The 26,383-nt window shown below is 64.5% G+C and carries 29 protein-coding genes; 24 read left to right on the forward strand and 5 right to left on the reverse strand.

Annotated elements, in window-relative coordinates:
• Positions 1 to 131: 131 nt before the first annotated feature.
• From V8J83_RS01580 to V8J83_RS01590, 3 genes are all read left to right on the forward strand, one after another.
• Entirely contained in the window at positions 132 to 1,208 is a 1,077-nt protein-coding gene (locus V8J83_RS01580) for a tartrate dehydrogenase (RefSeq protein ID WP_339982751.1), read from the forward strand.
• Positions 1,209 to 1,211: 3 nt separating this feature from the next.
• A complete protein-coding gene (locus V8J83_RS01585; protein WP_339982754.1) occupies positions 1,212 to 2,099 on the forward strand; it encodes an alpha/beta fold hydrolase in 888 nt (295 codons plus the stop codon).
• Between the two features lie 81 nt (positions 2,100 to 2,180).
• A complete protein-coding gene (locus V8J83_RS01590) occupies positions 2,181 to 2,567 on the forward strand; it encodes a hypothetical protein (protein ID WP_339982757.1) in 387 nt (128 codons plus the stop codon).
• A gap of 19 nt (positions 2,568 to 2,586) precedes the next feature.
• Here the strand turns inward: V8J83_RS01590 and V8J83_RS01595 are convergent, their stop codons facing one another.
• The 3 genes from V8J83_RS01595 to pyrC all read right to left on the reverse strand — a co-directional run bounded on the left by V8J83_RS01595 (position 2,587) and on the right by pyrC (position 6,238).
• Positions 2,587 to 4,098, reverse strand: coding sequence for a replicative DNA helicase (locus V8J83_RS01595; RefSeq protein WP_339982759.1), 1,512 nt, complete (start codon positions 4,096 to 4,098; stop codon positions 2,587 to 2,589).
• A gap of 280 nt (positions 4,099 to 4,378) precedes the next feature.
• The gene (locus tag V8J83_RS01600; protein WP_339982761.1) at positions 4,379 to 5,059 is read right to left on the reverse strand and encodes an orotate phosphoribosyltransferase; all 681 of its coding nucleotides are present in this window, start codon (positions 5,057 to 5,059) and stop codon (positions 4,379 to 4,381) included.
• Between the two features lie 135 nt (positions 5,060 to 5,194).
• Positions 5,195 to 6,238 carry a dihydroorotase gene (pyrC, locus tag V8J83_RS01605; protein WP_339982763.1) on the reverse strand — a complete coding sequence of 348 codons (1,044 nt, stop codon included), beginning with the start codon at positions 6,236 to 6,238 and terminating at the stop codon, positions 5,195 to 5,197.
• An 82-nt stretch (positions 6,239 to 6,320) separates the two neighbouring features.
• Here pyrC and V8J83_RS01610 point away from each other — a divergent pair, with 82 nt between their 5' ends.
• The 12 genes from V8J83_RS01610 to ureG all read left to right on the forward strand — a co-directional run bounded on the left by V8J83_RS01610 (position 6,321) and on the right by ureG (position 14,999).
• Positions 6,321 to 6,995, forward strand: coding sequence for a hypothetical protein (locus V8J83_RS01610; protein ID WP_339982764.1), 675 nt, complete (start codon positions 6,321 to 6,323; stop codon positions 6,993 to 6,995).
• A gap of 139 nt (positions 6,996 to 7,134) precedes the next feature.
• Positions 7,135 to 7,938: an urease accessory protein UreD gene (locus V8J83_RS01615; protein WP_339982767.1), complete on the forward strand. Its 804-nt coding sequence runs from the start codon at positions 7,135 to 7,137 to the stop codon at positions 7,936 to 7,938.
• Between the two features lie 9 nt (positions 7,939 to 7,947).
• Positions 7,948 to 8,250: an urease subunit gamma gene (locus tag V8J83_RS01620; protein ID WP_339982769.1), complete on the forward strand. Its 303-nt coding sequence runs from the start codon at positions 7,948 to 7,950 to the stop codon at positions 8,248 to 8,250.
• Positions 8,251 to 8,262: 12 nt separating this feature from the next.
• On the forward strand, positions 8,263 to 8,568 hold the full coding sequence (locus V8J83_RS01625; protein WP_339982771.1) for an urease subunit beta: 306 nt from the start codon (positions 8,263 to 8,265) through the stop codon (positions 8,566 to 8,568).
• Positions 8,565 to 8,918, forward strand: coding sequence for a lysozyme inhibitor LprI family protein (locus V8J83_RS01630; RefSeq protein ID WP_339982773.1), 354 nt, complete (start codon positions 8,565 to 8,567; stop codon positions 8,916 to 8,918). The genes V8J83_RS01625 and V8J83_RS01630 overlap by 4 nt, the downstream gene beginning before the upstream one ends.
• A gap of 39 nt (positions 8,919 to 8,957) precedes the next feature.
• Positions 8,958 to 9,773: a cyclase family protein gene (locus V8J83_RS01635; RefSeq protein ID WP_339982775.1), complete on the forward strand. Its 816-nt coding sequence runs from the start codon at positions 8,958 to 8,960 to the stop codon at positions 9,771 to 9,773.
• Positions 9,774 to 9,975: 202 nt separating this feature from the next.
• Positions 9,976 to 10,452: a hypothetical protein gene (locus V8J83_RS01640; RefSeq protein WP_339982777.1), complete on the forward strand. Its 477-nt coding sequence runs from the start codon at positions 9,976 to 9,978 to the stop codon at positions 10,450 to 10,452.
• Position 10,453: 1 nt separating this feature from the next.
• Complete coding sequence (gene ureC, locus V8J83_RS01645; RefSeq protein ID WP_339982778.1) at positions 10,454 to 12,163, forward strand: urease subunit alpha; 1,710 nt, start codon at positions 10,454 to 10,456, stop codon at positions 12,161 to 12,163.
• A gap of 78 nt (positions 12,164 to 12,241) precedes the next feature.
• The gene (locus V8J83_RS01650) at positions 12,242 to 12,931 is read left to right on the forward strand and encodes a hypothetical protein (RefSeq protein WP_339982780.1); all 690 of its coding nucleotides are present in this window, start codon (positions 12,242 to 12,244) and stop codon (positions 12,929 to 12,931) included.
• Positions 12,928 to 13,521 (forward strand): urease accessory protein UreE, encoded by a 594-nt coding sequence (locus V8J83_RS01655; RefSeq protein WP_339982782.1) that lies wholly within the window; start codon positions 12,928 to 12,930, stop codon positions 13,519 to 13,521. The genes V8J83_RS01650 and V8J83_RS01655 overlap by 4 nt, the downstream gene beginning before the upstream one ends.
• A complete protein-coding gene (locus tag V8J83_RS01660) occupies positions 13,518 to 14,156 on the forward strand; it encodes an urease accessory protein UreF (protein WP_339982784.1) in 639 nt (212 codons plus the stop codon). Before V8J83_RS01655 ends, V8J83_RS01660 begins: the two co-directional genes overlap by 4 nt.
• A 231-nt stretch (positions 14,157 to 14,387) precedes the next feature.
• Positions 14,388 to 14,999 carry an urease accessory protein UreG gene (ureG, locus tag V8J83_RS01665; protein ID WP_339982787.1) on the forward strand — a complete coding sequence of 204 codons (612 nt, stop codon included), beginning with the start codon at positions 14,388 to 14,390 and terminating at the stop codon, positions 14,997 to 14,999.
• A gap of 37 nt (positions 15,000 to 15,036) precedes the next feature.
• Here ureG and V8J83_RS01670 read toward each other — a convergent pair whose 3' ends face one another.
• Positions 15,037 to 15,843 (reverse strand): hypothetical protein, encoded by an 807-nt coding sequence (locus V8J83_RS01670; RefSeq protein ID WP_339982789.1) that lies wholly within the window; start codon positions 15,841 to 15,843, stop codon positions 15,037 to 15,039.
• A gap of 225 nt (positions 15,844 to 16,068) precedes the next feature.
• Here V8J83_RS01670 and V8J83_RS01675 point away from each other — a divergent pair, with 225 nt between their 5' ends.
• The 9 genes from V8J83_RS01675 (at position 16,069) to V8J83_RS01715 (ending at position 25,968) form a co-directional block, all read left to right on the forward strand.
• Entirely contained in the window at positions 16,069 to 16,974 is a 906-nt protein-coding gene (locus V8J83_RS01675) for an AAA family ATPase (protein ID WP_339982792.1), read from the forward strand.
• A gap of 92 nt (positions 16,975 to 17,066) precedes the next feature.
• A complete protein-coding gene (locus V8J83_RS01680; RefSeq protein WP_339982795.1) occupies positions 17,067 to 17,816 on the forward strand; it encodes a hypothetical protein in 750 nt (249 codons plus the stop codon).
• 77 nt (positions 17,817 to 17,893) lie between these two features.
• Positions 17,894 to 19,153: a vWA domain-containing protein gene (locus V8J83_RS01685; protein WP_339982798.1), complete on the forward strand. Its 1,260-nt coding sequence runs from the start codon at positions 17,894 to 17,896 to the stop codon at positions 19,151 to 19,153.
• Positions 19,154 to 19,352: 199 nt separating this feature from the next.
• The gene (locus tag V8J83_RS01690; RefSeq protein WP_339982801.1) at positions 19,353 to 20,312 is read left to right on the forward strand and encodes an XdhC family protein; all 960 of its coding nucleotides are present in this window, start codon (positions 19,353 to 19,355) and stop codon (positions 20,310 to 20,312) included.
• A complete protein-coding gene (locus V8J83_RS01695; RefSeq protein ID WP_339982810.1) occupies positions 20,309 to 21,301 on the forward strand; it encodes a molybdopterin-binding protein in 993 nt (330 codons plus the stop codon). Before V8J83_RS01690 ends, V8J83_RS01695 begins: the two co-directional genes overlap by 4 nt.
• Positions 21,302 to 21,479: 178 nt before the next feature.
• Positions 21,480 to 21,965: a (2Fe-2S)-binding protein gene (locus V8J83_RS01700; protein WP_339982813.1), complete on the forward strand. Its 486-nt coding sequence runs from the start codon at positions 21,480 to 21,482 to the stop codon at positions 21,963 to 21,965.
• Between the two features lie 133 nt (positions 21,966 to 22,098).
• Positions 22,099 to 24,465 carry a xanthine dehydrogenase family protein molybdopterin-binding subunit gene (locus V8J83_RS01705; protein WP_339982815.1) on the forward strand — a complete coding sequence of 789 codons (2,367 nt, stop codon included), beginning with the start codon at positions 22,099 to 22,101 and terminating at the stop codon, positions 24,463 to 24,465.
• A gap of 93 nt (positions 24,466 to 24,558) precedes the next feature.
• Positions 24,559 to 25,350: an FAD binding domain-containing protein gene (locus V8J83_RS01710; protein ID WP_339982817.1), complete on the forward strand. Its 792-nt coding sequence runs from the start codon at positions 24,559 to 24,561 to the stop codon at positions 25,348 to 25,350.
• A gap of 72 nt (positions 25,351 to 25,422) precedes the next feature.
• Positions 25,423 to 25,968, forward strand: coding sequence for a sugar O-acetyltransferase (locus tag V8J83_RS01715; RefSeq protein WP_439649746.1), 546 nt, complete (start codon positions 25,423 to 25,425; stop codon positions 25,966 to 25,968).
• Positions 25,969 to 25,980: 12 nt separating this feature from the next.
• Here V8J83_RS01715 and V8J83_RS01720 read toward each other — a convergent pair whose 3' ends face one another.
• Positions 25,981 to 26,247, reverse strand: coding sequence for a hypothetical protein (locus tag V8J83_RS01720; protein ID WP_339982823.1), 267 nt, complete (start codon positions 26,245 to 26,247; stop codon positions 25,981 to 25,983).
• Positions 26,248 to 26,383 lie beyond the last annotated feature (136 nt).

Raw genomic sequence — 26,383 nt, forward strand, 5'->3', positions numbered from 1 at the left:
TGAAAATACCGCTTTCTGTCGCAATAACGGTAGCTTAACGGAAGGCGCGCCTGCTTTCACGCAACGCTCACGGGCATGGTGGCGCCCGGCCCACCCGCCCCCTACAGTCGGGCGAGGTCAGGAGGATTGAGATGGGCGGAAACCGGTGGAAGATTGACGTGATCCCGGGCGACGGGATCGGCAAGGAAGTGGTGCCCGAGGGCCTGCGCGTGCTGGAAGCGGCGGCGCGGCGCTTTGATCTGGGTCTGGACTTCACCGATCATGATTTCGCGTCGGCGGAGTATTATCAGGCCCATGGCGAGATGATGCCCGGCGATTGGAAAGAGCGGCTGATCGGGTCGGATGCGCTGTTTTTCGGGGCGGTGGGGTGGCCCGATGTGGTGCCCGACCATGTGTCGCTTTGGGGCTCGCTGATCCAGTTTCGGCGCGCCTTCGACCAATACGTCAGCCTGCGCCCCGCGCGCGCCATGCCCGGCGTGAGGTCGCCCCTGGCGGGGCGGGGTCCGGGCGACATCGACATGATGATCGTGCGCGAGAACACCGAAGGCGAATATTCGTCGATCGGAGGGCGGATGTTCCACGGCACCGACCGCGAAGTTGTTATACAAGAAACAGTCATGACACGCACGGGCGTAGACCGCATCCTGCGCTATGCCTTTGAACTGGCCGGAAAACGCGGCGGACACCTGACCTCGGCCACCAAATCCAACGGGATCTCGATCACCATGCCCTATTGGGATGAGCGGGTGGAGGCGATGGCGGCGGATTACCCCGACATCCGGCTCGACAAGTACCATATCGACATCCTGACGGCGCAATTCGTGCTGCATCCCGATTGGTTCGATGTGGTCGTGGCCTCGAACCTGTTCGGCGACATCCTGTCGGATCTCGGCCCCGCCTGCACGGGCACCATCGGGATCGCGCCGTCGGGCAATATCAACCCCGAGGGCCGGTTTCCGTCTCTGTTCGAGCCGGTCCACGGTTCAGCCCCCGACATTGCGGGCACGGGCGTGGCGAACCCGGTTGGCCAGATCTGGGCGGCGGCGATGATGTTGGAGCATTTGGGCGCGGTGGAGGCCGGGGCGGCGATTGTCACGGCCATCGAGCGGGTGCTGGCGGAGGACGCCCTGCGCACGCCCGATCTGGGCGGCCCTGCGGACACCGCGACCTGCGGCGCGGCCATTGCCGATGCGGTGGCCGAGGGCTGAGCCGTGAGGTCAGCGTTTCTGGACGGCTTCGAGCTGTGCCGTGTGGCCGTTGCGGGGGTCGAGTTGAATGTGGCCGTGGGCGGTGATGGGCCGCCGATCCTGCTGCTGCACGGGCATCCGCAGACTCATGTCGTCTGGCGCAAGATCGCGCCCGCGCTGGTGGCGCAGGGCCATTGCGTCGTCGCCCCCGATCTGCGCGGCTACGGCGACAGCGGCAAGCCCGCGAGTGACGCCGACCATCTGCCCTATTCGAAACGGGTGATGGCGGCGGACAATGTGGCCCTTATGAAAGGCTTTGGTTTTGAGCGGTTTTCCGTCATCGGCCATGATCGCGGCGGGCGGGTTGGGCACCGGATGGCGCTGGACCATCCGCACGCCGTAGAGCGGCTCATGGTGCTTGATATCGCGCCGACGCTCACGATGTATGACCGCACGGATCAGGCGTTTGCCACGGCCTATTTCTGGTGGTTCTTCCTGATCCAGCCCTTTGATTTGCCCGAGCGGATGATCGGGTCGGACCCGGAATATTTCCTACGCAAACACATCGCGGGGCAGGTGAAGGTGCCTGGATCGGTCGGCGAAGAGGTGATCGCCGAATACCTGCGCTGCTACCGCGACCCCGCGACGATCCACGCGATCTGCGAAGATTACCGCGCGGCGGCGGGCGTCGATCTGGACCATGATCGCGCCGATGCGACAGCCCGCGTGGCGTGCCCGCTTTGGGCCGTGTGGGGCGCGCGGGGCGTGGTCGGGCAAACCTATGACGTCGTAGCAACCTGGGCCGAGAAGGCGTCGGACGTCACGGGCGTGGCCCTTGAGTGCGGCCACGCCATCCCCGAAGAAGTGCCCGAGGACTTACTGGCCGAGATCGCGCGCTTCATGGCGCGCTGAACGGGAATGGCTTGTCATTGGGCAGACCTCAAGCCTAGCGTGGCCGGATCGTCGTCCATTCGCCTTCGGAGGCCCCCTATCATGAAACCGATCAAGATCGCGCTGCTGCTGGCGCTTGGCCTCGTGCCCGCCCCGGCGCTGGCGCAGGGGCTGATGTTTGAATATTTCACCATGATCACGCCCAACGATACCTACAATTCGCGCGGCCAGAGTGTCGGTGACTTCTGCCTCGCCGTGCAGCAGGACCGCGCCAATGTGCACCGGTTCGGCAACCCCGACGGCGATGTGGTCGATCCGTTTTTCACCACGCCAGAGCGGCGCGCGATGATTGCGGGGCGCTGCGACTATGCGCGCGGCCACCACTCGCTTGCCAATATTCGCAGCCGTTTCAATGGCTTCGTTCTGGTGCGCGTCTACGGCGCCGGCGGCGTGGTAAGCCGGGTGCAGATCCTCGAAGCGGCGGGGTAAGCGGCGCACGAAGCGCGGCTCAGAACCCCTGCGTGCCGTCGCCCTGCCACGGTTTGGCAAGGTTGCCGAAACGGGTGAAGCGGCCCTCGAACGACAATTCCGCCGTGCCGATGGGGCCGTGGCGTTGCTTGCCGATGATGACCTCGGCCTTGCCGTGCAGCGATTCCATGTCCTGCTGCCACTTGGTCATGGCTTCGAGGTTTTCTTCGCCCGGCTTCTCGCGTTCTTTGTAATATTCGCCACGGTAGACGAACATCACCACATCCGCGTCCTGCTCGATCGAGCCGGATTCGCGCAGATCGCTGAGTTGCGGGCGCTTGTCTTCACGGTTTTCCACCTGCCGCGATAGCTGCGACAGCGCGATGACCGGTATGTTGAGCTCCTTGGCGATGGCCTTGAGACCTTGGGTGATCTCGGAGATTTCGTTCACGCGGTTGTCGCGGTTGCTGGCCGAGCCGCGCAGAAGTTGCAGGTAGTCGATGATCAACAGATCCAGCCCCTTGGGCGAGCGTTTCAGGCGGCGCGCGCGGGCCGCGACCTGCGCGATGGGCAGGGCAGGCGTGTCGTCGATATAAAGCGGACAGCGTTCCAGATCGCCCGCCGCCTTGAGGTAGCGTTGAAATTCCTGTTCGTTCAGATCGCCTTTGCGGATCAGCTCCGACGGGATCTCCGCGGCCTCCGACAAGACCCGTTGTGCCAGCTGTGCCGAGGACATCTCAAGGCTGAAGAACCCCACGACGCCGCCCTCCACGGTCCCAGACGTGCCGTCTTCCTTCTGGCCTTCGCGCCAGGCCTTGGCGACGTTGAAGGCGATGTTGGTGGCGAGCGAGGTCTTCCCCATCGACGGACGGCCCGCGAGGATCAGGAGGTCACTGTCATGCAAGCCCCCAAGCATCCGGTCGAGGTCGGTCAATCCGGTGGAAATGCCCGCCAGCTGCCCCTTGCGGTTGTAGGCGGCGTTGGCCATCTGCACGGCGTCATGCAGCGCGCCCAGAAACGAGGTGAACCCTTTGTTGGTTGAGCCGGTGGAGGCCAGCGCGAAGAGTTCTGACTCCGCCTCCACGATCTGATCGTCGGGAGATGCGGCGTCGCGCATGGCGCGGGCCCGGTCCGAGACGCGGTTGCCCAGGTCGATCAACTCGCGCCGCACGGCAAGGTCATGGATCAATTGCGCATAGTCGCGCGCGGCGGAGGTCGCGATGGCGGCCAGTTGCAGCTTCACGAGGTAATTCGCACCGCCCAGTTCCGCGAGGCCGGGGATGTCGGTGGCGAAGGTCTTGAGCGTGGTGGCGTCGGTTTGCAGGCCCTTGGCGATGCGGGCGGCGGCCATCTCGAAGAGCGCGCCATGCACGGGGTCGTGGAAATGGTCCGGCTTGACGAGGTCATCGACCCGGTCGAGCACGTCGTTGGAGGACAGGACCGCACCCAGAAGCTGTTGTTCTGCCTCGATATTATGGGGCAGGACGGGGCTGGCATCTTCCGCCGAGGGATCCGACGGGAGATTGGAATTGAGTGTCGAGATTTCGTTCATCTGCTCCCCCAAGCTCTGGTTGTCCGCCTGTCATGTGCCACGCGAATGCGGGCGTGCGGGGTCTGGCAGGACCGCCGCGCAGGTGGTTTGGCGGGTATAACGCGACGGCCTGCGGGGCGGTCAATCTTGATAACCTGTGGGTAAGTCGCCGCGTTGGCGGAATGCTGCCAGATGCCTTTATGTTGGGGCATTGGACGTGACGGCGTCAAGATGTAGATGTCAGGCAGGCCTGACGTGATCGAAACAACACGGCGGGATTTATTTCCGCCGCCGCGCGGGATCACCCAAGGCCGCGGTCCGTGCGCCAGCCTTCGGGATCGTGGAGGAATCGCTCGACCTCGACGAGTGTGGCTTCGGTGAAGTCGCCGCCGCGCCGCGCCTCCGCGATGACATCAGCCCATGTGGTGAGCCAGTGCAGCTCGATCCCGTTGGCGCGCAGGGTCGGGATCGCATCGTCGAAAATACCGTAATAGAAGATCACCGCCGTGTGGTTGCAGGAGGCGCCCGCGCGGCGGATCGCGTCCACGAAGGTGAGTTTCGAGCCGCCATCGGTGGTCAGATCCTCAACCAGAAGCACGCGCTCGCCCTCGCGCATGTCACCTTCGATCTGGGCGGTGCGGCCATGGCCCTTGGGCTTCTTGCGCACATACGACATCGGCAGGCCCATGCGTTCGGCGACCAGCGCGGCAAAGGGAATGCCGGCCGTCTCGCCGCCCGCGATATTGTCGAACGCTTCCAACCCGGCCGCGCGCATCACCTTGCAGGTCAGGAAATCCATGCAGGTGGACCGCACGCGCGGGTATGCGATGGGTTTGCGGCAATCGATGTAGGTCGGGGCCTGTTTGCCGGAGGTGTGGGTGAAGAGTTCGTCGGTGTTGAAATGCACCGCCTTGATATCGAGCAGCATACGCGCCGTCATCGCGGCCATGGTTGCGTCATCGGGGTAGGTGGAGGGGATCATGGCATGGGTCCTGTCGGTGGCGCTTTGGGCGGGGTCGGGCCGGGGTCGGGCCGGGGTCGGAGGCCTCGCCTCACATGGCCTTGGACAATTTTCGAGCGAGGAAAGGAGGTATTTTTGAAGCAAAGAAGGGCGGGGTCACGCCACCACGTGCCAGTAGAGCGGGGTGGCGGGATCGAAGAGGGTCAAGGGGCCATCGGGCGTGTCGTATTTCGCCGGATGCTCGGCGGGGACATCGCGTTTTTCGAGGGTCAGGGTGGCGTCGTTCGGCCCAAGGCCATAGCGCGCGGGGCCGTTGAGCGAGGTGAAGGCTTCGAGGGTGTCGAGCGCGCCTTCTTCTTCGAACACCTGGGCGAGGCACGACATCGTGTTGGGCGCCGAAAACACCCCCGCGCAGCCGCATGCGGTTTCCTTGGCGCCGTCGAGGTGCGGCGCGCTGTCGGTGCCGAGAAAGAAGCGCGCGTTGCCGGAGGTGGCTGCGGCGCGCAGGGCTTGCTGATGCTCGGCGCGTTTGACGATGGGCAGGCAGTAGTAATGGGGCCGGATGCCGCCCACCAGCATGTGGTTGCGGTTGATCATCAGGTGGTGCGTGGTGATCGTGCCCGCGATGTCGCCGGGCGCGTCGCGCACGTAATCGATGCCGTGGGAGGTGGTGATGTGCTCTAGCGTGACCTTGAGCTCGGGCAGGTCGCGGCGCAGCGGGTCTAGGACGGTTTCCAGAAACACCTGTTCGCGGTCGAAGATGTCGACCTCGTGGGTGGTGACCTCGCCATGGATGCACAGCGGAAGGCCGATTTCGGCCATGCGTTCAAGCACTTGGGTCACGTTCTTGAAGTCGCGCACACCGGATTGGGAGTTTGTCGTGGCCCCCGCCGGATAGAGTTTGACCGCGTGGATCAGCCCATCGGCATGGGCGGCGGCGACATCGTCGGGGTCCGTCTGCTCGGTCAGGTAGAGCGTCATCAGCGGCGTGAAATCCATGCCCTCAGGCAGCGCGGCCATGATCCGGTCGCGGTAGGCGGCTGCATCAGTGGCGGTCACCACAGGCGGCACGAGGTTCGGCATGATGATCGCGCGGGCGAAATGGCGGGCGGTCTCTGGCAGGACCGTCTCCATCATCGCGCCGTCGCGCAGGTGGAGGTGCCAGTCGTCGGGGCGGCGGATCGTTATGCGTTGGCTCATGGGGAGGGGTGCTATAGCGTTTCGCCAGAGTCGGGAAGGGGCGATGATGGGACCCTGACCCCGGTAGCAATGGAGCAGAGCGTTGAACGAACACGATCCGACCGATGCGCCGACGTTCTGGCGTTCGCCAATCCTAACCGGATCAGAGCACCTGCAATTCATTAATGCGCGCAAGGCCGATGGATCCCATGTGACGGCGGATCTCTCGAACGCACGTAGACTATTCGAGCCTGTTCCAGCTGGGGAGGAACCGGCCTTCCTTTCCTTGGGAACTCAAGGCAAGCCGCCCGCAGCTGGCGTAGCTGACGCGATGAAGATCGGAGGTGGATTTATAATCGTATCCGTGAAACTCAGCGACATTCTGACCCGTTTCAACCTTGGTGCGACGCAACTGATTGAGCTGCCCATCTATCGGGATGAGCATCGCACGCCGACGGACCTGCCGCCTCACTTTATGCTGCACGTGTGTGAGACAAAGGACGGCTTCCGCCCGGAAGAGTCCAAAGGGGCCACACGTATGAATAATCCACTCACTGGTGAGCCGCTACCGAATGGGCCGTGGGTATTCCGTGGGCCTTCCGAGGGGGACGCAATCGCGATTTTGGCATCGGATGCAGGCGGTGTAGACCTATGGGGCTACAGAAACCTCGACGGACACATGTTTTTTAGCGACCGGCTGAAGCAAGCCATCGACGCGGCGCGGATAAAGTCAAAAGATCTCACCTTCAGCCGTTGCGTTACGCTGCCGCTCGTATGATCCTGCTGTTTGGCGGCGAGTCGTGCCCGCGTGCCCCGTTACGAAAACTGATTGAAAATTAGGCAGTTTTCAGCGGCTGCCTTGCGCCATTTACCCAAATCCTTGCCACGCCCCGCACCCCCCGCCTAACCTCGCACCAATGTTTGATGCTGCCGCACTCCCATCCCATCAGCGGGTGAAAGGCCGGGCCTTGGCCCGCCTCGAGGCTGGCCGTCTGCGTGATCTGCGGCAAGAAGGCTCGGCCAAGGTGATGCTGCCGCGTGTCTTCGGGCGCGCGCCGGAGGTGGTGTTTCTCAACACGGCGGGCGGGATCACCGGGGGCGACCGGCTGGATTACGCGCTGGAGGTGGCCTCGGGCGACGCGGTCGGCACGACGCAAACGGCGGAGCGGCTTTACCGCAGCCACGGACCGGCGGGGCAGGTGACAACCACGCTGACCCTCGGGCCGGGGGCAAAGCTCGCGTGGTTGCCGCAGGAGTTGATCCTGTTCGAAGGCGGGCGGCTGGAGCGGCGCCTTGAGGTCGAGATGGCCGAGGATGCGGAATTGATCCTGCTGGAGACGCTGGTTCTGGGCCGGGCCGCGATGGGCGAACGGCTCAGCGATCTGGCGCTGCACGATTGGCGTGAGGTGCGGCGCGGCGGGCGCCCGGCGATGGTGGAGGCGGTGCGGATCGGGCCGGAGGATTTGGCAAGCCACAGCCCGGCGGGCCTGAACGGGGCGGTGGCGGTGGCGACGCTGAGCTGTATCGCGGCAGATGCAGAAGATCGGCTGGGGCGTGTGCGTGCGGCGCTGCCCTCGGATGTGCGTGCCGCTGCGAGCGCCTGGGATGGGCGACTGAGCGTACGGTTCATGGCCCCGCAGGCCTATCCGCTGCGCCGGGCCGTGGCGCGGGTGGCACAGGTTTTGACCGGCGCGGCGCTGCCGCGGGTCTGGCAGATATAGGGAAGACGGATGAATCTCACACCGAGAGAAAAGGACAAGCTTCTGGTCAGCCTCGCCGCCATGGTGGCGCGCGGGCGGCTGGAGCGGGGGTGCAAGCTCAACCATCCCGAGGCGATTGCCCTGATCACCGATTTCGTGGTCGAGGGCGCGCGGGACGGACGCTCGGTCGCAGACCTGATGCAGGCGGGGGCCCATGTGATCCGCGCCGAGCAATGCATGGCGGGAATCGCCGAGATGATCCACGACGTGCAGGTCGAAGCCACGTTTCCCGACGGCACCAAACTTGTCACCGTTCACCATCCGATCCGCTAGAGGAGGCGCGATATGATCCCCGGAGAAGTGATGCCCGCAGAGGGCGAGATCGAGTTGAACGCAGGCCTGACCGCGATCACGCTGGAGGTGTCGAACACCGGCGACCGGCCCGTGCAGGTCGGCAGCCATTACCATTTCGGCGAAACCAACGAAGCGTTGTCGTTCGACCGGGATGCCGCACGCGGCATGCGGCTTGATATCGCGGCGGGCACGGCGGTGCGGTTCGAGCCGGGCCAGACCCGCACAGTGCAGCTTGTCCCCTATGGCGGCGGGCGCGCGGTTTACGGGTTCAACCAAGCCGTGATGGGCAAGCTATGAGGGCGCTGATCGTCTTGATGTTCATGGCCCTTCCTGTCGGTGCGCAGGTGGCTCCGTGTGATCCGAACCAACCGCAATCGGCCCTGACACAATGCGTGAGCGAGGCGTATCAGGCGTGGGATGGGCTTTTGAACGAAGCCTATCAGCGGGTGATCGGCATCCAGGATGCAAGCGGCGAAGAGCGCCTGCGCCAGGCGCAGCGCGCGTGGATCACCTACCGCGATCTGGCCTGCGAGATGGAGCGCGCACGCTATGACGGCGGGTCCATTGCGCCGATGATCCAGTTGCAATGCCTGACGCGTCTGACCGAACGGCGGACGCGTGATCTTGAGGATTTATTGCGGTTCTGAGCGGCCGCGTGACAGGATTTCTGGAGGAGGAGAGAAGAGATGTGTGATATTTGCGTGATGAATTCGGTGAAAGAGCGGATGCTGTCGCGGCGCTCGTTTTTCAAGGGGTCTGCGGCGGCAGCGGTAGGCGCTGCGGCGGCGGGCGGCCTCACCGCAACCCCGGCGCTTGCGGGCGGGCACAGCGGGGCGGTCGACATGACCCATACGCTCAGCGCGGAGTTCCCAACCTATTTCGGCGAGCCGGGCTTTGGCGCGGAGCAGGCGTTCAATTTTGCCGAGAGCGGTTTCAACCTGTTCAACCTGACGATCAATGAACACACCGGCACCCATATCGACGCGCCGCTGCACTTCAGCGCCGATGGGACCTCCGTCGATGAAATTCCGGTGGGGGATCTGGTTGCGCCATTGTGTGTGATCGACATCGCCGCGCGGGCCGAGGGCGACGCCGACACGCAAGTGACGCCTGACGATCTGCAGGCCTGGATTGATGCAAATGGCGACATTCCCGATGGCGCCTGTGTCGCGATGCATTCGGGATGGGCCGCGAAGACCGACAGCGATGCCTATCGCGGGTTTGACGGCACCGCGCAGCATTACCCCGGCTTCCATATCGAGGCGACGCAGATGTTGCTTGAGACCGGCGCGCGCTCGATTGCGGTCGATACTCTTTCGCTCGATCACGGGCCGTCGGCGGATTTCGCGACGCATTACGCCTGGCTGCCAACGGGGCGCTTCGGGATCGAGAACATCGCCGGCCTCGATCAGGTGCCCGCGTCCGGCGCCACGATCATCATCGGCGCACCGAAGCACCGTGGCGGCTCGGGCGGACCGGCGCGCATCTTTGCGTTGGTGTGATGGTTGGTGGCTGTGCGGGGAGGGTCGCGGACTTTGCCAGTGTCGGAGCGAGGGGTTTTGCACCCCTCGCGCTCCCCGCAAGGTTTTTCTGGCAAGATGAAAGGGCGCGCTTGTTAGTACCTATATACTCGTTCGCAGAGTGCAAATACCAACATGTGAGACTGAAGTGATTGACGAGATGCGGTATTGGTCCATCGAATTCATGCGAAAATCCGAAGAATTGGAGCGAGCATACCTAGATATTCGTTTGGCAAAGCATGCTGCTGATGAGGCCGAGGCAATTTTTCAATTTGAGAAGGCTCTCCTTTGGATTTCTTTCTTTTCGCGGCGACTCTTCGATGAAGCAAAAATGCTTGCTGAGATATCAATGTCAATAACTCAAGCGGAACACGTTGATATTATTTCGAGATTGGCGGAACAGCGTTTGGATCTCAGCGAATCCGTGGGAAAAGAATTCCAACCCAATATGAGTTTTTGTTTGGATTATTACCGAATTTGCAACGAAATCGTGCATTCAAAAGTGTTAAACTGGGAATGGGTTAGTCCCACCGGACGCGATGGCTTTTTTTGCTCGTCAGATCGCAAATCGGCCACAAGATTTCTCTTTGTTCCACTAGAAGTGATCGTAACCTTATCTCAAGAAATTGCAAAAATCTCCCCAAGCCAAGCGAGCCAATAACATGCCCACCCAAATCCCCCGCAATGACTATGCCGCCATGTATGGCCCCACCACCGGCGACCGGGTGCGGCTGGCCGATACGGACCTCATCATCGAGGTGGAACGCGACCTCACCACCTACGGCGAGGAGGTCAAATTCGGCGGCGGCAAGGTGATCCGTGACGGGATGGGGCAGTCTCAGGTGACCCGCGCGGGCGGCGCCGTCGATACCGTGATCACCAACGCGCTGATCCTCGATCACACCGGCATCTACAAGGCCGACGTGGGCCTCAAGGACGGGATCATCGTCAAGATCGGCAAGGCCGGGAACCCCGATACGCAACCCGGCGTCGACATCATCATCGGGCCGGGCACCGAGGCGATCGCGGGCGAGGGGCGGATCCTCACGGCGGGCGGCTTCGACGCCCATATCCACTTCATCTGCCCGCAGCAGATCGACGATGCGATCCATTCCGGTATCACCACGATGCTTGGCGGCGGCACCGGCCCCGCCCATGGCACGCTGGCCACCACCTGCACGCCGGGCGCGTGGCATATCGGGCGCATGATGCAAAGCTTCGATGCCTTCCCGGTGAACCTGGGGCTGTCGTGCAAAGGCAACGCGAGCCAACCCGCAGCGCTGGTCGAAATGATCAACGCGGGCGCCTGTGCGATGAAGCTGCACGAGGATTGGGGCACCACGCCGGGCGCCATCGATTGCTGCCTTTCGGTCGCCGATGACATGGATGTGCAGGTGATGATTCACACCGATACGCTTAATGAAAGCGGGTTTGTGGAAAACACCCTCAAAGCTATCGGCGACCGCACGATCCATGCCTTCCACACCGAAGGCGCGGGCGGGGGCCATGCGCCCGACATCATGAAGGTCGTGGGGTATCAGAACATCCTGCCGTCCTCGACCAATCCGACGATGCCCTACACGGTCAACACCCTCGAAGAACATCTCGATATGCTGATGGTGTGCCACCACCTCGACAAATCCATCCCCGAAGACGTGGCCTTCGCCGAGAGCCGGATCCGCAAGGAAACCATCGCCGCCGAAGACATCCTGCACGACATGGGCGCGTTTTCCGTCATGGCGTCTGACAGCCAGGCCATGGGCCGCGTCGGCGAGGTGATCATCCGCACCTGGCAAACCGCCGACAAGATGAAGAAACAACGCGGACGCCTCAGCGAAGAGACCGGCGAAAACGACAATGCGCGGGTCAAACGCTATGTGGCGAAATACACGATCAACCCCGCCATCGTGCACGGAATGTCCACGCATATCGGCTCCATCGAGGAAGGCAAACGCGCCGATCTGTGCCTCTGGAGCCCTGCGTTTTTCGGCGTGAAGCCCGAAATGGTGCTGGTCGGCGGCTCCATCGCGGTGGCGCAGATGGGCGATCCGAACGCCTCGATCCCCACGCCGCAACCGGTCTACTCGCGGCCCATGTTCGCCAGCTTCGGACGCTCGGTCGAACGCTCCTCGGTCACCTTCGTCAGCCAGGCGGCGCAGGCGGCCGACATCGGCGTGCATCTGGGCCTCGCCAAAGACACCGTTGCGGTGGAGGGCATCCGCAAGGTCACCAAATCCGACATGATCCACAATTCCGCCACGCCGGATGTCCATGTTGACCCCGAAACCTACGAAGTGCGTGCCGATGGTGAGGTTTTGACATGCGAACCGGCAACGGAATTGCCCATGGCACAACGGTATTTCCTGTATTGACCGGGCGCGTGACCGGCTATGATTTTGCGTGCCGGTATGCCCGCTTCGACACCAACCGCCAACCTTGAAGGACCCGCAATGAGCAACCCTGAGCGTTCCGGAAAAACCGGGAAACGCGCGCTGATGATGCTGAGCTGTGCCGCATCATTGATGGGCGCAGGCGGCGCGCTGGCCTGTCCCACGGGCGCTGACATGGACGGGGCGGGTGTTCGCTTCGTCGGGGCGGATGGCTACGATGTCGTGCACCGGCGGTTGGATGCGAACCGGGTCGAGACGACCTATTTCGAGGCCGCGACCCCCGGCGATTGGGCCAGCCGATCCATCATCATCCACGGCGTCCATGTGCAATGGTTTGCCAATATCGACGCCCAGGGGCGGGTCGAAGACGGCAGTGCCACGGTCTTTGCGCGCGAGACGCCGATTTCGGAATTGCCGATGCCCGTGGTCGGGATGGACTGGCAGGGCACGTATATGGTTCAGGAAACCGGGCAAGCGCCCGTGCGCGAATCCATCGCCATGCGCGCCGCTGGCCCGACCCAATGGCAGGTCGGCAGGTGCACCTTCGAGGCGCTTGAGGTCATCGCGACCGCGACCGCTGCGGACGGCTATCGATATACCGAGACGATGATGTACCTGCCGGATCTGGGCACCGCCGTTTTGGTTGATTTCCTCGACGATCAGGGCAGCGCGCCGTATTCTTACATCGATGCTTTTGCCGTCGGGCAACCGGCATCGGAACCCGAAGACCAAGGGGGCGTGACCAAATGAGCGCAACACATGAGCCCACAGCCGAGTTCGGCACCGTAAGTGCTGTGCGCCGAGCGGGCGATTGGTCGGGGGCGGCGGCGGATCGCATCGCGCTTGATTACGAGGGGCGGTTCGTGCGGCGCAAGCGGCTGCTGACCGAGTCCGGGCGCGCGGTGTTGCTGGACTTGGCGCAGGTGCATTCGCTCGAGCATGGCGATGGCCTGGTCTTGGCCGATGGCCGTGTGATCGAAATCGTCGCCGCGCCCGAGCCGCTGTTGAAGATCACTGGCGATCTTGCGCGGTTGGCCTGGCATATCGGCAATCGCCACACGCCGTGTCAGGTGATGGGCGATCATCTGTTGATCCGCGACGATCACGTCCTGAAGGCGATGCTGGAGCAGTTGGGCGCCGGGGTCGCGGCGCTCACAGCGCCGTTCCGCCCCGAGGGCGGGGCCTATGGGCATGGCCGGACGATGGGGCATGATCATGGGCCGGGTGGTCATGTTGCTCATGTTGATCATTCACATTTGAATAGCCACGGGCATGATCACGGTGAAACCTATTCAGAAATGAATGAGCAACCTGAACAGCAGCAGGGTAAGGCCGGGTGAACACCGCCGATCTTCTGAAGCTGACCCAATGGCTGTCGCCCGCCTTTCCGGTGTCGGGCTTTGCCTATTCCCATGGGCTCGAGGCCGAGATCACCGCAGGCCGTGTGACCGATGCGGCCACGCTGTTGGCTTGGGTCGAGGGCGTGGTGCGTGCGGGCACCGGGCGCAGCGATGCGATCCTTGTGGCGGCGGCGATGGAGGCGGAGGCCGATCTGGCGGCGTTGGGCGATCTGGCGCGCGCGCTGGCCGGCTCTGCCGAGCGCTGGGAAGAGACCCGCGACATGGGCCGCGCGCTGGCCACCACGCTGGCCGCGATGGGCGAAGGCTGCGGCACGCCGCGCGCCTATCCGGTGGTTTTCGGGGCTGCGGCGGGGCGGGTTGGCGTGCCGGTTGAGGTGGTCCTGGGCCTGTATTTGCAGGCTTTCGCAGGCATGCTGGTCTCTGCTGCGGTGCGCTTTGTGCCGCTGGGGCAAACCGACGGGCAAAAGGTTCTGGCCGGGCTGCATTCGGTGATTGATGCGGTGGCGGATGAGGCCGCGCAGGCGGGGCTGGACGGGATCGGGCAGGCGGCGTTCGGGGCCGATCTGGCCGCGATGGAACATGAGGGGCAGGAGGTGCGGATATTTCGGACGTGAGGAGGCGCGGGGCTTTTCGGGGGGCATCCCTCGACCTTGTCCGTCCTCGGGGGGCAGCCCCCAAACCGCGACGTCTTTTGGGGGCCAGCCCCCAAACCCCCGAGGTATTTGGAAAGCAAAGAGGGGCGGTGCGAATTGAGGCCGATGTGCGCGTCGGGGTTTGGGCGGGTGGGCGTGTATGCGAGAGGACGAAAGCGTGCGTAGGCGAATGAGCGGAGAGATGGAGAGATCATGGGATCGGTAAACGGGCCTTTGCGGGTCGGGATCGGCGGGCCGGTGGGCGCGGGCAAGACGACGTTGACGGCGGCATTGGTCCGCGCGATGGCAGAGCGCTATTCCGTGGCCGTGATCACCAACGATATCTACACTGCGGAGGATGCGGAGTTTCTGCTGCGCGCGCAGGTGTTGCCTGCGGACCGGATCAAGGGGGTCGAGACCGGGGGCTGTCCACATACGGCGATCCGCGAGGATGCGTCGATCAACCTTGCGGCGGTGGCGGAGTTTCGCACGCGTTTGCCCGATCTGGATGTGATTTTCATTGAAAGCGGCGGGGACAACCTGGCCGCCACGTTCAGCCCGGAATTGGCCGATCTGACGCTCTATGTGATCGACACGGCGGCGGGCCAGGACATTCCGCGCAAGAAGGGGCCGGGGGTGACGCGGTCGGATTTCCTGATCGTGAACAAGGTCGATCTGGCGCCCCATGTTGGGGTGGATGTGGATCTGCTGCGCGCAGATACCGACGCGGCGCGGGCCGGGCGGCCCTATGTGTTGGCCAGCCTGCGCGAGGGCGTCGGGGTGGATGCGGTCGTCGCGTTTCTTGAAACAAACGGCGGCTTGTAAGGCGGGCGGCCCGGCGTCGGGCGTCGCGCGGACGCCGCTAGCTGCGCCTGTCGAGCCGGGCGCGGTAGGCCGCATCGGAGTGCAGCGCGGTGCGCAGGGCGGCGCGCGTGGCGGCCGGGCTGAGCTTTTCGCGCATCATGTGCTGGGTCAGGGCCACGATGGTGCCGGTGCGGGTCAGCGCGCGGGTCAGCGCCGCGCCCGCAAGCGGGAAGCCCACGCGCGTGGTGCGCACGCCGCGAAACAGTGCGGCCTGCGCGGCATCGTTGCGGTCGCGGGGATCGAAGAGGATCGTGGTGCTGGCCGCCTTGCCGAGCGCGTCGGGGCCGAACGGCGTCGGCCTGTCGGGATCCAAGCGTCGGTCGGCGCGAAACCGGGTCTCGAACGGGGCGTGGGCTGCGCCGATGGCGGCGGCGGGACGTGCAAGAAGCACGTGCGCGCCGGGCATCAGGGCGGCGGCGCGGGCGGCGGCATGGCCGCAATCGGGCCCGGCGGCGACCAGAAGGATCGTGCGGAAGCTGGCGAAAAAGCCGTCACCGGCGAGCCCTTGCAGCAGGGCGTCGACCTCGGCGCTGCGGAACCAGCTGCGCCCGACGGACATCAGCGACAAATAGGACACGTCATGGGCGGGCACGGCGGCGAACCCCAGCGGCAGGCCATCGGCGCCATTGGACCACAGCCGGTCGGCGCGATCGAAGCTGACCAGGAGGGTGTCGGCGTCTTCCTCGACCATGAGGGCGAGGTGGCGCGTATCGAGGCGTGCGAACATCCCGTGGTCCGAGCCGATGCGCGACAGGCGCTTCACCCAGGCGCGGCGGGGGTCGATTGGAACAGAGGTATCAGGCATATGGAGGGGTACTCAGATAGACACAGACGTAAACGCAGACACGTGGCGTAAACATGCCACGGCCAATGATCTCGGGGAAGAGTGTGGCGGCTTTGCGATGGGGGACGGGCAATTCGGTGGGTTTTGGTTAACAAATCGTAAACAATCCAGACGTGTAGCGGGTCCAATGGCTTGACCCCACGGGGCCAAGCGGCATTGATAGGGGACTTGGCGAGCGGAGGGCCCATGGGCGCGTATGACAGCATCGACAGCGTTCAGGACACCCTGGCGCAGCAGAATTATGTCTGTGGCCGGGCGCTGGCGACGATCGTGTTCCTGTCGCTTCGGCTGGGGCGGCCGTTGTTTCTGGAGGGGGAGGCCGGGACCGGCAAGACGGAGATCGCGAAAGCCATCGCCGCCGGTCTGGGGCGGCGGTTGATCCGGTTGCAATGCTACGAGGGGCTGGATGCGGCGAGCGCGGTTTACGAGTGGAATTTCGCGGCGCAGATGGTGGCGATCCGCACCGCAGAGGCCGCGGGCGGGGCCGAGCGCGGCGCGCTGAAGAGCGAGCTTTTCGGGGAAGAGTACCTGATCGAGCGCCCGTTGCTGGAGGCGATGCGGCCCGATCCGGCGGGACCACCGGTTCTTCTTATAGATGAAATCGACCGCACGGATGAGCCGTTCGAGGCGTTTCTGCTGGAGGCGCTTTCGGATTTTCAGGTGACGATCCCGGAGCTTGGCACAATCGCAGCCCCCGAGCCGCCGATCGTGATCCTGACCTCGAACCGGACCCGGGAGGTGCATGACGCGTTGAAGCGGCGGTGTCTGTATCATTGGGTCGATTATCCGGATCTGGAGCGGGAATTGGCGATCTTGAGTGCGCGGGTACCGGAGGCGGCGGATCAGTTGAGCCGGGAGATCGTGGCGTTCGTCCAGCGGCTCAGGACCGAGGATCTGTTCAAGCGGCCCGGTGTAGCGGAGACGTTGGATTGGGCGAAATGTCTTCTGGCGCTGGATGTGATCGAGTTGAGCCCGGATGTGATCGCCGACACGTTGGGCGCGATCCTGAAGTATCAGGACGACATCCAGAAATTGCAGGGCTCGGAGGCCAAACGGATCCTGGATGATCTGCGGTCCGATGCATTGTCTTGAGGGCCAGATGCAAGGCGCCAGCTGCCATAGGTTTTGACAGGAGGCTGCAACTCAGGGTTTAGTTCGTGCGGCAACACCCAGGGGACAGCACCATGACATACTTTTCGGTTCGTTTTCTTTCGATGGCTTTTGGCCTGACGCTCGCCGGACTTGCGGCCGCTCCGGCGCAGGCGCAGCTTTACAACCCGTGCCCGTACACCAACGACGGCGATTGTGATGAGCCCAATGGCCTGAACCTGTGCGAATGGGGCACGGACCAGGTGGATTGCTCGAACCCGAACTCGTACCATGCCGACGGGCCGGGCTTTTTCTCGGGCATCTATGCGCAAACGCAGGCGCCGACGCCCACGCCCACGCCGACGCCCAGTGGCGGCACCATGACCGCGGTCAGCCCCGGCGCGTTTGTCCATGGCGGGGGCGGTGGCACGTCGGGCTGCCCGAATTACGCAATCGCCAACACGGCCTTTGGCGCGCACACGATGTTCGCGGGCCAAGGCAGCTACCGCGTGCCCCGGATCACGGCGGGCGGGCGGTTTCCGTTGACCAATTGCTTCCCCGGCACCGGCTGGCGCGGGTTCACGATCACGCGGCCCGATTTCCGGTTCTTCTACCAAGGCGTGTCGCAGACCGGGCGGATCACCTTTCAGCTGACCTCGGCGCAGGTTGACACCGTCCTTTTGATCAACACGCCCGATGGGCAGTGGTTCTTCAACGACGACAGCAACGGGACGTTCAATTCGACCCTGACCTTCGCGCCGGTGTTGCAGGGACAATACGACATCTGGACCGGGGCCTATAACAATTCGTCGAACAACCCGGCGGAGCTTTGGGTTTACGAATAAGTCGTCTTTCGGTTTTGACGGCGCATTTGACGCCCCCGGCCTTGACGTGAGGCCGGGGGCGTTCTCTGTTCAAGGCCATGGAACATGTGCCGCTGGAGCTGCCGGACGATCCGCAGCTGACCACCAACATCACCCATTTCGCCCGTGCGCTTCGGGTTGCGGGCCTTCCGGCGGGGCCGGGGCGGGTGACCGACGCGATCCGCGCGGTGGCGGCCGTGGGCTTTGGCGAACGGTCGGAGTTCTACTACACGCTGCGGGCCTGTTTCACGGCGCGGCCCGAGCATCGCGCGGTCTTTGATCAGGTGTTTCGCCTGTATTGGCGCGACCCGCGATACCTTGAGCACATGATGTCGATGCTGACCCCGGCGGTGCGGGGTGTGGCGGAGGATCGCACGGCGAAATCGGCCGAAAAACGCGCGGCGGAGGCCCTGTTGCATGGGGTCGAGCGCGATGCGCCCGAGATGGGCGAGGACGAGGCCGCTGGCACCGAGATCGAGGTCGACGCGACCCTGACCATGAGCCGCGAAGAACGGCTCAAGACGCTGGATTTCGAGCAGATGTCTGTGGCGGAGATGGCGGAGGCGAAACGGATCATCGCGCAGATGACGCTGGCCGTGCCGCCGTTGATTTCGCGCCGCACGCAGGCGGCGGCCCATGGCGCGCGCCCCGATTGGCGGCGCACGATGCGCAGTGCGATGGCACGCGGCGGCGATGTGGTGGAGTTCGCGCGCAAGGACCGGCGGAAGCGGTGGCCATCGTTGGTGGCGCTGTGTGATATTTCGGGCTCGATGAGCAGCTATTCCCGCGCGGTGCTGCATTTCCTGCATGCGGTGTCGAACGCCAAGGGCGCGGGATGGGCGGAGGTCCATGCGTTCACCTTCGGCACGCGGCTGACCAATATCACGCGGCACATGGGCGCGCGCGATGTGGATGCGGCGTTGGCTTCGGCGGGCGCGGAGGCGCAAGATTGGGAAGGCGGCACCCGGATCGGATCGTGCCTTGAGGCGTTCAATCGCGACTGGAGTCGCCGGGTTCTGGGCCGGGGGGCAGTGGTTTTGGTGATCACCGACGGGCTGGACCGGGATGAGCCGGAGCGGCTGGAGGCGGCGATGGAGCGGCTGGCGCTGTCGTCACGGCGGGTGATCTGGGTCAATCCGCTGCTGCGCTGGGACGGGTTTGCACCCAAGGCGGCGGGCATTCGCGCGATGCTGCCCCATGTCGGATCGTTCCGGGCGGGGCATAATATTGCGGCGCTGGCGGGGCTGGCCGAGGCGGTCGCGCGGCCCGACGATCCGGGCGAAAAGGCCCGGTTGATGGCGGCCTTGCGGGAGGGGTGAGGCGGGGCCGGTTCGCGTGCGCGGTTTTGGGGCGGTGCCAGGTGGTGAGGTTGTTTGGGGGCCAGCCCCCAAGCCCCCGGAGTATTTCTGAAACAAGGAAGGGGGGCGTCCTTTGGGCATCGGCTATTTTGTACCCCGGTGAGAGGCGGTTGCGCGCGGCCTTGGGCGCGTTAGGCTGTGGCGGGAGGAGGCGCGTGTGATGGATGATCTGGAGCGGATGCCGGAGGTGGCGCTGGAGTGGCACCTGGCCGGGAAGGGCGCGGTTTTGGCCACCGTCGTGGAGACCTGGGGCTCGGCGCCGCGCGCGGTCGGGTCGCAATTGGTGGTCTCCGGCGCGGGCGAGATGGAGGGGTCCGTTTCGGGCGGCTGCGTCGAGGGCGCGGTGGTGATCGAGGCGATGGAGATGGTCGGTGCGGACGCGGGGCGAATGTTGGAGTTCGGCGTCTCGGATGATGAAGCCTTTGCCGTGGGGCTGGCCTGCGGCGGGCGGATCGGGGTCTGGGTCGAGCCGGTGGCGGCGATGGGCGAGGCGCTTTTGGCGGAGTTGGTGGCGGCACGCGCGGCGCGGCAGGCGGTGGCCTATGAGGTCGACCTCAGCGCGGGCGCGCGCCGGTTGGTCGGGGCGGGCGCGTGGCCGGAGCGGTTCCGGGCGGACAAGTCGGGGATGGAGGGGGACGTGTTCGTGCATGTCCACAACCCGCCCTTGCGGATGATCGTCGTCGGGGCTGTGCATATCGCGCAGGCGCTTTTGCCGATGGCGCGGATGGCGGGCTATGATCCGGTGCTGGTTGATCCGCGCCCGGCCTTCGGGGCGGAGGCGCGGTTTCCCGGCGAGACGATTGTGGAGGATTGGCCGGATGAGGCGCTCGACGCCATTGGCCTTGATGCGCGCACGGCGGTGGTGACCTTGACCCATGATCCGAAGCTGGATGATCCGGCGATTGAGCGGGCGTTGCGTTCGGAGGTGTTCTACCTTGGGTGTCTGGGGTCCAGGCGGACCCATGCCAAGCGGGTCGCGCGTTTGGGCGAGGCGGGGTTTTCGGAGGCGGAGATCGCCATGATCCATGCGCCGGTCGGCCTTGATATCGGGGCGCGGGGCCCTGGCGAGATTGCGGTGTCGGTGATGGCAGAAGTGACGCAAAGGTTGCGGCGGCCATGAAGTTCGGGCCGGTGGCCTTGGCGGAGGCGGAGGGGGCGATCCTCGCCCACGAGACCGGCACCGGGACGGGGCGCATCGGCAAGGGGACGGTTTTGACGGCGGCCCATGTGGCGGATTTGCGCGCTTTGGGTATACGCGAGGTGGTCGTGGCGCGGCTGGAGCGGGGGGATCTGCATGAAGATGCGGCGGCGGCACGGATTGCGGCGGCGCTGAGCGGGACGGGATTGGCCGCGGATCGGGCGGCGACGGGACGGGTGAATTTGCGCGCGGCGGCGGCGGGGATTGTGGAGGTCGATGCGGCGGCGGTCGAGGCGGTGAACCGGGTCGATCCGGCGATCACGGTGGCGACGGTGCCGCAATGGGGGCGGTTGGCGGCGCGGGGCCTGGCGGTGACGGTGAAGATCATCCCGTTCGCGGCGGCGGAGGCGGATGTGGCGCGGGCCTGCGCGTTGGGCGCGGGGGCGGTGCGGTTGCGGGAGGCGGAGATCGGATCGGCCAGCCTGATCGAGACGCGGGTGTCTCAGGAGGTGCCATCGGACAAGGGGCGGCGCGCGGTGGCCGAGCGGCTGGAGCGTTTCGCCGTGACGCTGGCGCCGCGCTGCGTGGTGGCGCACCGGGTGGGCGAGATTGCAGCGGCGATTGCGGCGGCGCAGGGTGATCTGATCCTGATCCTGACCGGGTCGGCGACGTCGGATGCCGAGGATGTGGCCCCGGCAGCGGTGCGCGCGGCGGGGGGCGAGGTGGTGCATTACGGGATGCCGGTGGACCCGGGCAACCTGTTGTTTTTGGGCCGGATCGAGGGGCGAACCGGGACGCGTGTGGTGATCGGCTTGCCGGGCTGCGCGCGCTCACCGGCGCTCAACGGGGCGGATTGGGTGATCGAGCGTGTGATCTGCGGCGTGCCGCTTGAACGGATCGATATCCCCGGCATGGGGGTGGGGGGATTGCTCAAGGAAATCCCGTCACGGCCGCGGCCCCGGGAGGGGTGAGCGGGAAGGGCGATTGGGCCTTTGTGAATTATCTTGCCGCTTATGCTGCGACCGCGAAATATGCTGCGCGCGCAGCATGGTCAATTTCCCGCCAATAGGCTGAAATTCGGGCGAAAATACCTGTTTGTGAATCCCTGTTTCCGTGTTTGGATAGCGGCAACAACCAAGGGAGGATTTCATGACCCAGGTGTCGATGAATGTGAACGGCAAGACGGTCTCGGGGGATGTCGAGGGGCGGACGCTGCTCAGCGATTTCTTGCGCGATGGACAGCGGATGACCGGGACGCATGTGGGCTGTGACACCAGCCAATGCGGGGCCTGTGTTGTCCATGTGAACGGCGAGGCGGTGAAAAGCTGCACCATGCTGGCGCTGGATGTGGAAGGCGCAGACGTCACCACGATCGAGGGTATGGCGAATGCCGATGGCTCGCTCGGCGTGATCCAGCAGGCGTTTCAGGATCATCACGGTCTGCAGTGCGGGTTTTGCACGCCGGGCATGGTGATGTCGGCGGCGGCCCTTTTGAAGGACAATCCGAAGCCTACCGAGGCCGAGGTGCGGGACTATCTCGAAGGCAATATCTGCCGCTGCACGGGCTACCACAACATCGTCAAGGCGATCATGGCGGCCAGTGGGCAGGACGTGTCGGCCATCGCAGCCGAATAAATCCGGGCGGCCCGCAGGGAGGCGGGCCGTGCGTTTGAAGTTTCAGGGAACACAGATGGGGTGAAGGCACCCTGTCTGCCCGGACCGGCTCCCTATGGTGGTGAGCGGCGGGCGGAAAATAGGGAGAATGACCATGCCCAAGGATAGCGGGATTGGCGCAAGTTCAAAGCGGCGGGAGGATGTTCGGTTTCTAACCGGGCAGGGCCGGTACACCGATGACATCAACCTTCAGGGGCAGGCCTATGTGCATTTCTTGCGCTCGGATGTGGCCCATGGGGTGCTGAAGAACGTCGACACGTCCACGGCGCAGAACATGCCGGGCGTGGTGCGGATTTTCACCGGTGCCGATTTCGAAGGCGTGGGTGGCGTGCCCTGCGGTTGGCAGGTGACCGACAAGCACGGCGAGCCGATGCAGGAGCCCGCGCACCCGATCCTGGCGCAGGGCAAGGTGCGGTATGTAGGCGATGCGATTGCCGCCGTTGTGGCCGAAACGCCAGCGCAGGCGCGCAATGCGGCGGAGGCGATCGAGCTGGATATCGAAGAGTTGCCAGCGGTGATCGACATGAAGGCAGCGGTTGCCGATGGGGCCACGAAGGTGCATGACGACCTGACCTCAAACCTTTGTTATGATTGGGGCTTTGTCGAAGAGAACAAGCCCGCGGTGGATGCCGCGTTCGAGGCGGCGGCGCATGTGACGACGCTGGAGCTGGTGAACAACCGCCTGTCGCCAAACCCGATGGAGCCGCGTGTTGCGGTCGGCGATTACGCGGTGGGGACAGATGATTCCACGCTCTACACCACATCGCAGAACCCGCATGTGATCCGGCTTCTGATGGGCGCGTTCGTTTTGGGTATCCCCGAGCACAAGCTGCGCGTTGTCGCGCCCGATGTGGGCGGTGGATTTGGCTCGAAGATTTTCCATTACGTGGAAGAGGCCTTCGTGACCTTTGCGGCCAAGCAATGCCGCCGTCCGGTCAAGTGGACGTCGAGCCGGTCGGAGGCGTTCATCACCGATGCCCATGGCCGCGACCACGTCACCAAGATCGAGCTGGCGCTGGATGCTGACAACAATTTCACCGGCATCCGGACCGAGACTTACGCGAATATGGGCGCCTACCTGTCGACCTTTGCGCCGAGCATTCCGACCTGGCTGCATGGCACGTTGATGGCGGGGAACTACAAGACGCCGAACATCTATGTGAATGTGAAGGCGGTGTTCACCAACACGGTGCCGGTCGATGCCTATCGCGGCGCCGGGCGGCCCGAGGCGACGTATCAATTGGAGCGTGTCGTGGACAAGGCGGCGCGGGAATTGGGTGTCGATCCGATCGAATTGCGCCGACAGAACTTCATCACCGAGTTCCCCTATGCCACGCCCGTGGCGGTGGAATATGACACCGGCGATTACGAAGGCACGATGTCGAAGCTTCTGGAGATGATCGACCGCGACGGGTTCGAGGCTCGGCGCGCCGAAAGCGAGGCGAACGGCAAACTGCGCGGTCTGGGTGCGAATTGCTACATTGAGGCCTGTGGCATCGCGCCGTCGGCGCTGGTCGGGCAATTGGGTGCGCGGGCCGGTCTGTACGAGAGTGCCACCGTTCGGGTGAATGCCACCGGCGGTCTGGTCGTGATGACCGGCTCGCACAGCCACGGGCAGGGGCATGAGACGTCCTTTGCGCAAGTGGTGGCCGACATGATCGGGCTCGACGAGAACATGGTCGAGGTGGTCCATGGTGACACCGCCAATACGCCGATGGGCATGGGCACCTATGGCTCGCGCTCCATCGCGGTGGGCGGTTCGGCGATGGTGCGGGCGACCGAGAAGATCATCGCCAAGGCCAAGAAGATTGCCGCGCATCTGATGGAAGCGGCCGAGGGCGATATCGAGCTCAAGGACGGCCAGTTCTCCGTCGCGGGCACCGACAAATCGGTGGCCTGGGGCGATGTGACCTTGGCGGCCTATGTGCCGCATAATTATCCGCTGGAAGAGATCGAGCCGGGGCTCGAAGAGACGGCGTTTTATGACCCCAACAACTTCACCTATCCTTCGGGCGCCTATGCCTGCGAGGTGGAGATTGACCCCGACACCGGCAAGGTCGAGGTCGTGTCCTTTGCCGCTGCCGATGATTTCGGCAATGTCATCAATCCGATGATCGTCGAAGGCCAGGTGCATGGCGGCATTGCCCAGGGCATCGGGCAGGCGCTTCTGGAGAACGTGGCCTACGACGAGAACGGCCAGCTTCTGTCGGCGAGTTACATGGATTACACCATGCCGCGCGCCGATGATGTGCCAATGTTCCAGGTCGATCATTCCAGCGTCACGCCGTGCACGCACAACCCGTTGGGTGTGAAGGGCTGCGGTGAGGCGGGGGCGATCGGGTCGCCGCCATCGGTTGTGAACGCGGTGGTCGATGCGTTGCAACGCGCGGGTCACACCAACGTCACGCATATCGACATGCCCCTGACGCCCGCGCGCGTCTGGGCGGCGATGCAAGGGTGACATGGGGCGCGCGCGGTCTGGGGGATCCTCCCCCAGGCCCCCTGAGGTATTTGGAAAGCAAAGATGGGCGGGGCCCGTCGGCGGGAGACAGAGATGTACAATTTCGAATTTAGCAAACCGACAACGATCGCGGATGCGGTCGCGGCGCTTGGGCAGGAGGAGGCTCAGGCGCTGGGTGGGGGGCAGACATTGCTCCCCACCATGAAACAGCGGCTGGCGCAGACCGAGACGCTCGTGAGCCTCAATGGAATTGCCGAGATGAAGGGCGTGTGCAGCAATGATGCGGGGCATCTTTGCATCGGTGGGGCGACGACCCATGCGGTTGTGGCCCGCGAAACGGCGGCCAGCTTTCCGGGTCTTGCGGGGCTTGCGGGGCGGATCGGGGACCCGGCGGTGCGCAACCGCGGCACAATCGGCGGCTCGCTGGCCAACAATGACCCGTCGGCCTGTTATCCGGCGGCGGTTTTAGGCGCGGGCGCCATCGTAAAGACCAACGCGCGCGAGATTGCGGCGGATGACTTTTTCGATGGCATGTTCACCACCGCGCTTGACGAGGGCGAGATCATCACCGAGGTGCAATTCCCGGTGCCGCAGGTGTCGAATTACCAGAAGTTCGTGCAACCGGCCTCGCGGTTCGCGTTGGTGGGTGTGTTCGTGTGCAAGTTCGCCGATGGCGTTCGGGTGGCGGTCACGGGTGCCAGTTCGGATGGCGTGTTCCGGTGGAGCGAGGCGGAGGCGGCGCTTTCGTCCGATTTCTCCAAGGGCGCGGTCGACGCACTTTCGGCGCCGTCGGGCGACATGATCAGCGACCTGCACGGCACTGCGGAATACCGCGCGCATCTGGTCAAGGTGATGACGGGACGCGCGGTCGAAGCGGCTTCCTGATCCGCGCCACATCGCTTACGACAGAGCCGCCGGGGGTATGTTCCTCGGCGGCTTTTTTCGCGGAGTATGAGGATGTCGGCACGCGACAAGATGCAGGCAGGCGATTGGTACAGCTGCCTGGATGAGGAATTGGGCGCGTTGCGCAACACCGCGCGTGCGGCCTGTCATGCGCATCGCACCGAACCGCCGCAGCCACTTGCCGCGATCTCGCCCGCCTTGGCCGAAGTGTTCGGAACCGTCGGCGAAAACGCCCTCATCGAAGCGCCGTTTCACTGTGCCTACGGGATCAACATCCACCTCGGGTGCAACGTCTACCTCAACGCCAATTGCGTGATCCTCGACAGTGGGCGGGTGGAGATCGGCGACGGCACGATGATCGGGCCAGGGGTGCAGATCTACTGCGCCGACCATCACCGTGACGTGGAGCTGCGGCGGCAGGGGATCGAGCGGGCGTTGCCGGTGCGGATCGGGGCGGACGTCTGGATCGGCGGTGGGGCGATTGTGATGCCCGGCGTGCGCGTGGGCGATCAGGCCATCATCGGCGCGGGGTCGGTTGTCACGAAAGACGTGGCGGCGGGTGCTCGGGTTGTGGGCAATCCGGCGCGGCCATTGGCGTAGGGCGACGCGTTTTTACCGGTGGCCGGGGCGGAATTCCATCTGCGGCGTATTCACCAGCGTTTCATCGAAGTCGAACGCGAGAACGAAGGTCACACCCGCGTCGGTTTCCATCGTGTAGGTGAGCCTGCCCTCAAGCCGCGCGATGGGTGACACCTCGGTGTCGCCATTGATGGTGGTGCTTTGCAGGCCCATCGACACATTGCCGCTGAAATCGAGGCCCTGCGCCTGTGCGGTGGTCGCGAGCGCGGCAAGGGGCAGGGCGAGCAGAAGGTGTTTCATGGTGGCAAGTGTAGCGCCTTGGCCTTCGGTTTCGCAAGCCTGCGGGCGAGGGGGCGATTGGGGGGGCGATTGGGGGGGACGATTGGGGGGGCGATCGGCTTCACGAAAAAGGCGCGCCGGAGCGGGCGCGCCTTCT

Source organism: Gymnodinialimonas ulvae (assembly GCF_037543845.1).
Classification (GTDB): Bacteria; Pseudomonadota; Alphaproteobacteria; order Rhodobacterales; family Rhodobacteraceae; genus Gymnodinialimonas; species Gymnodinialimonas ulvae.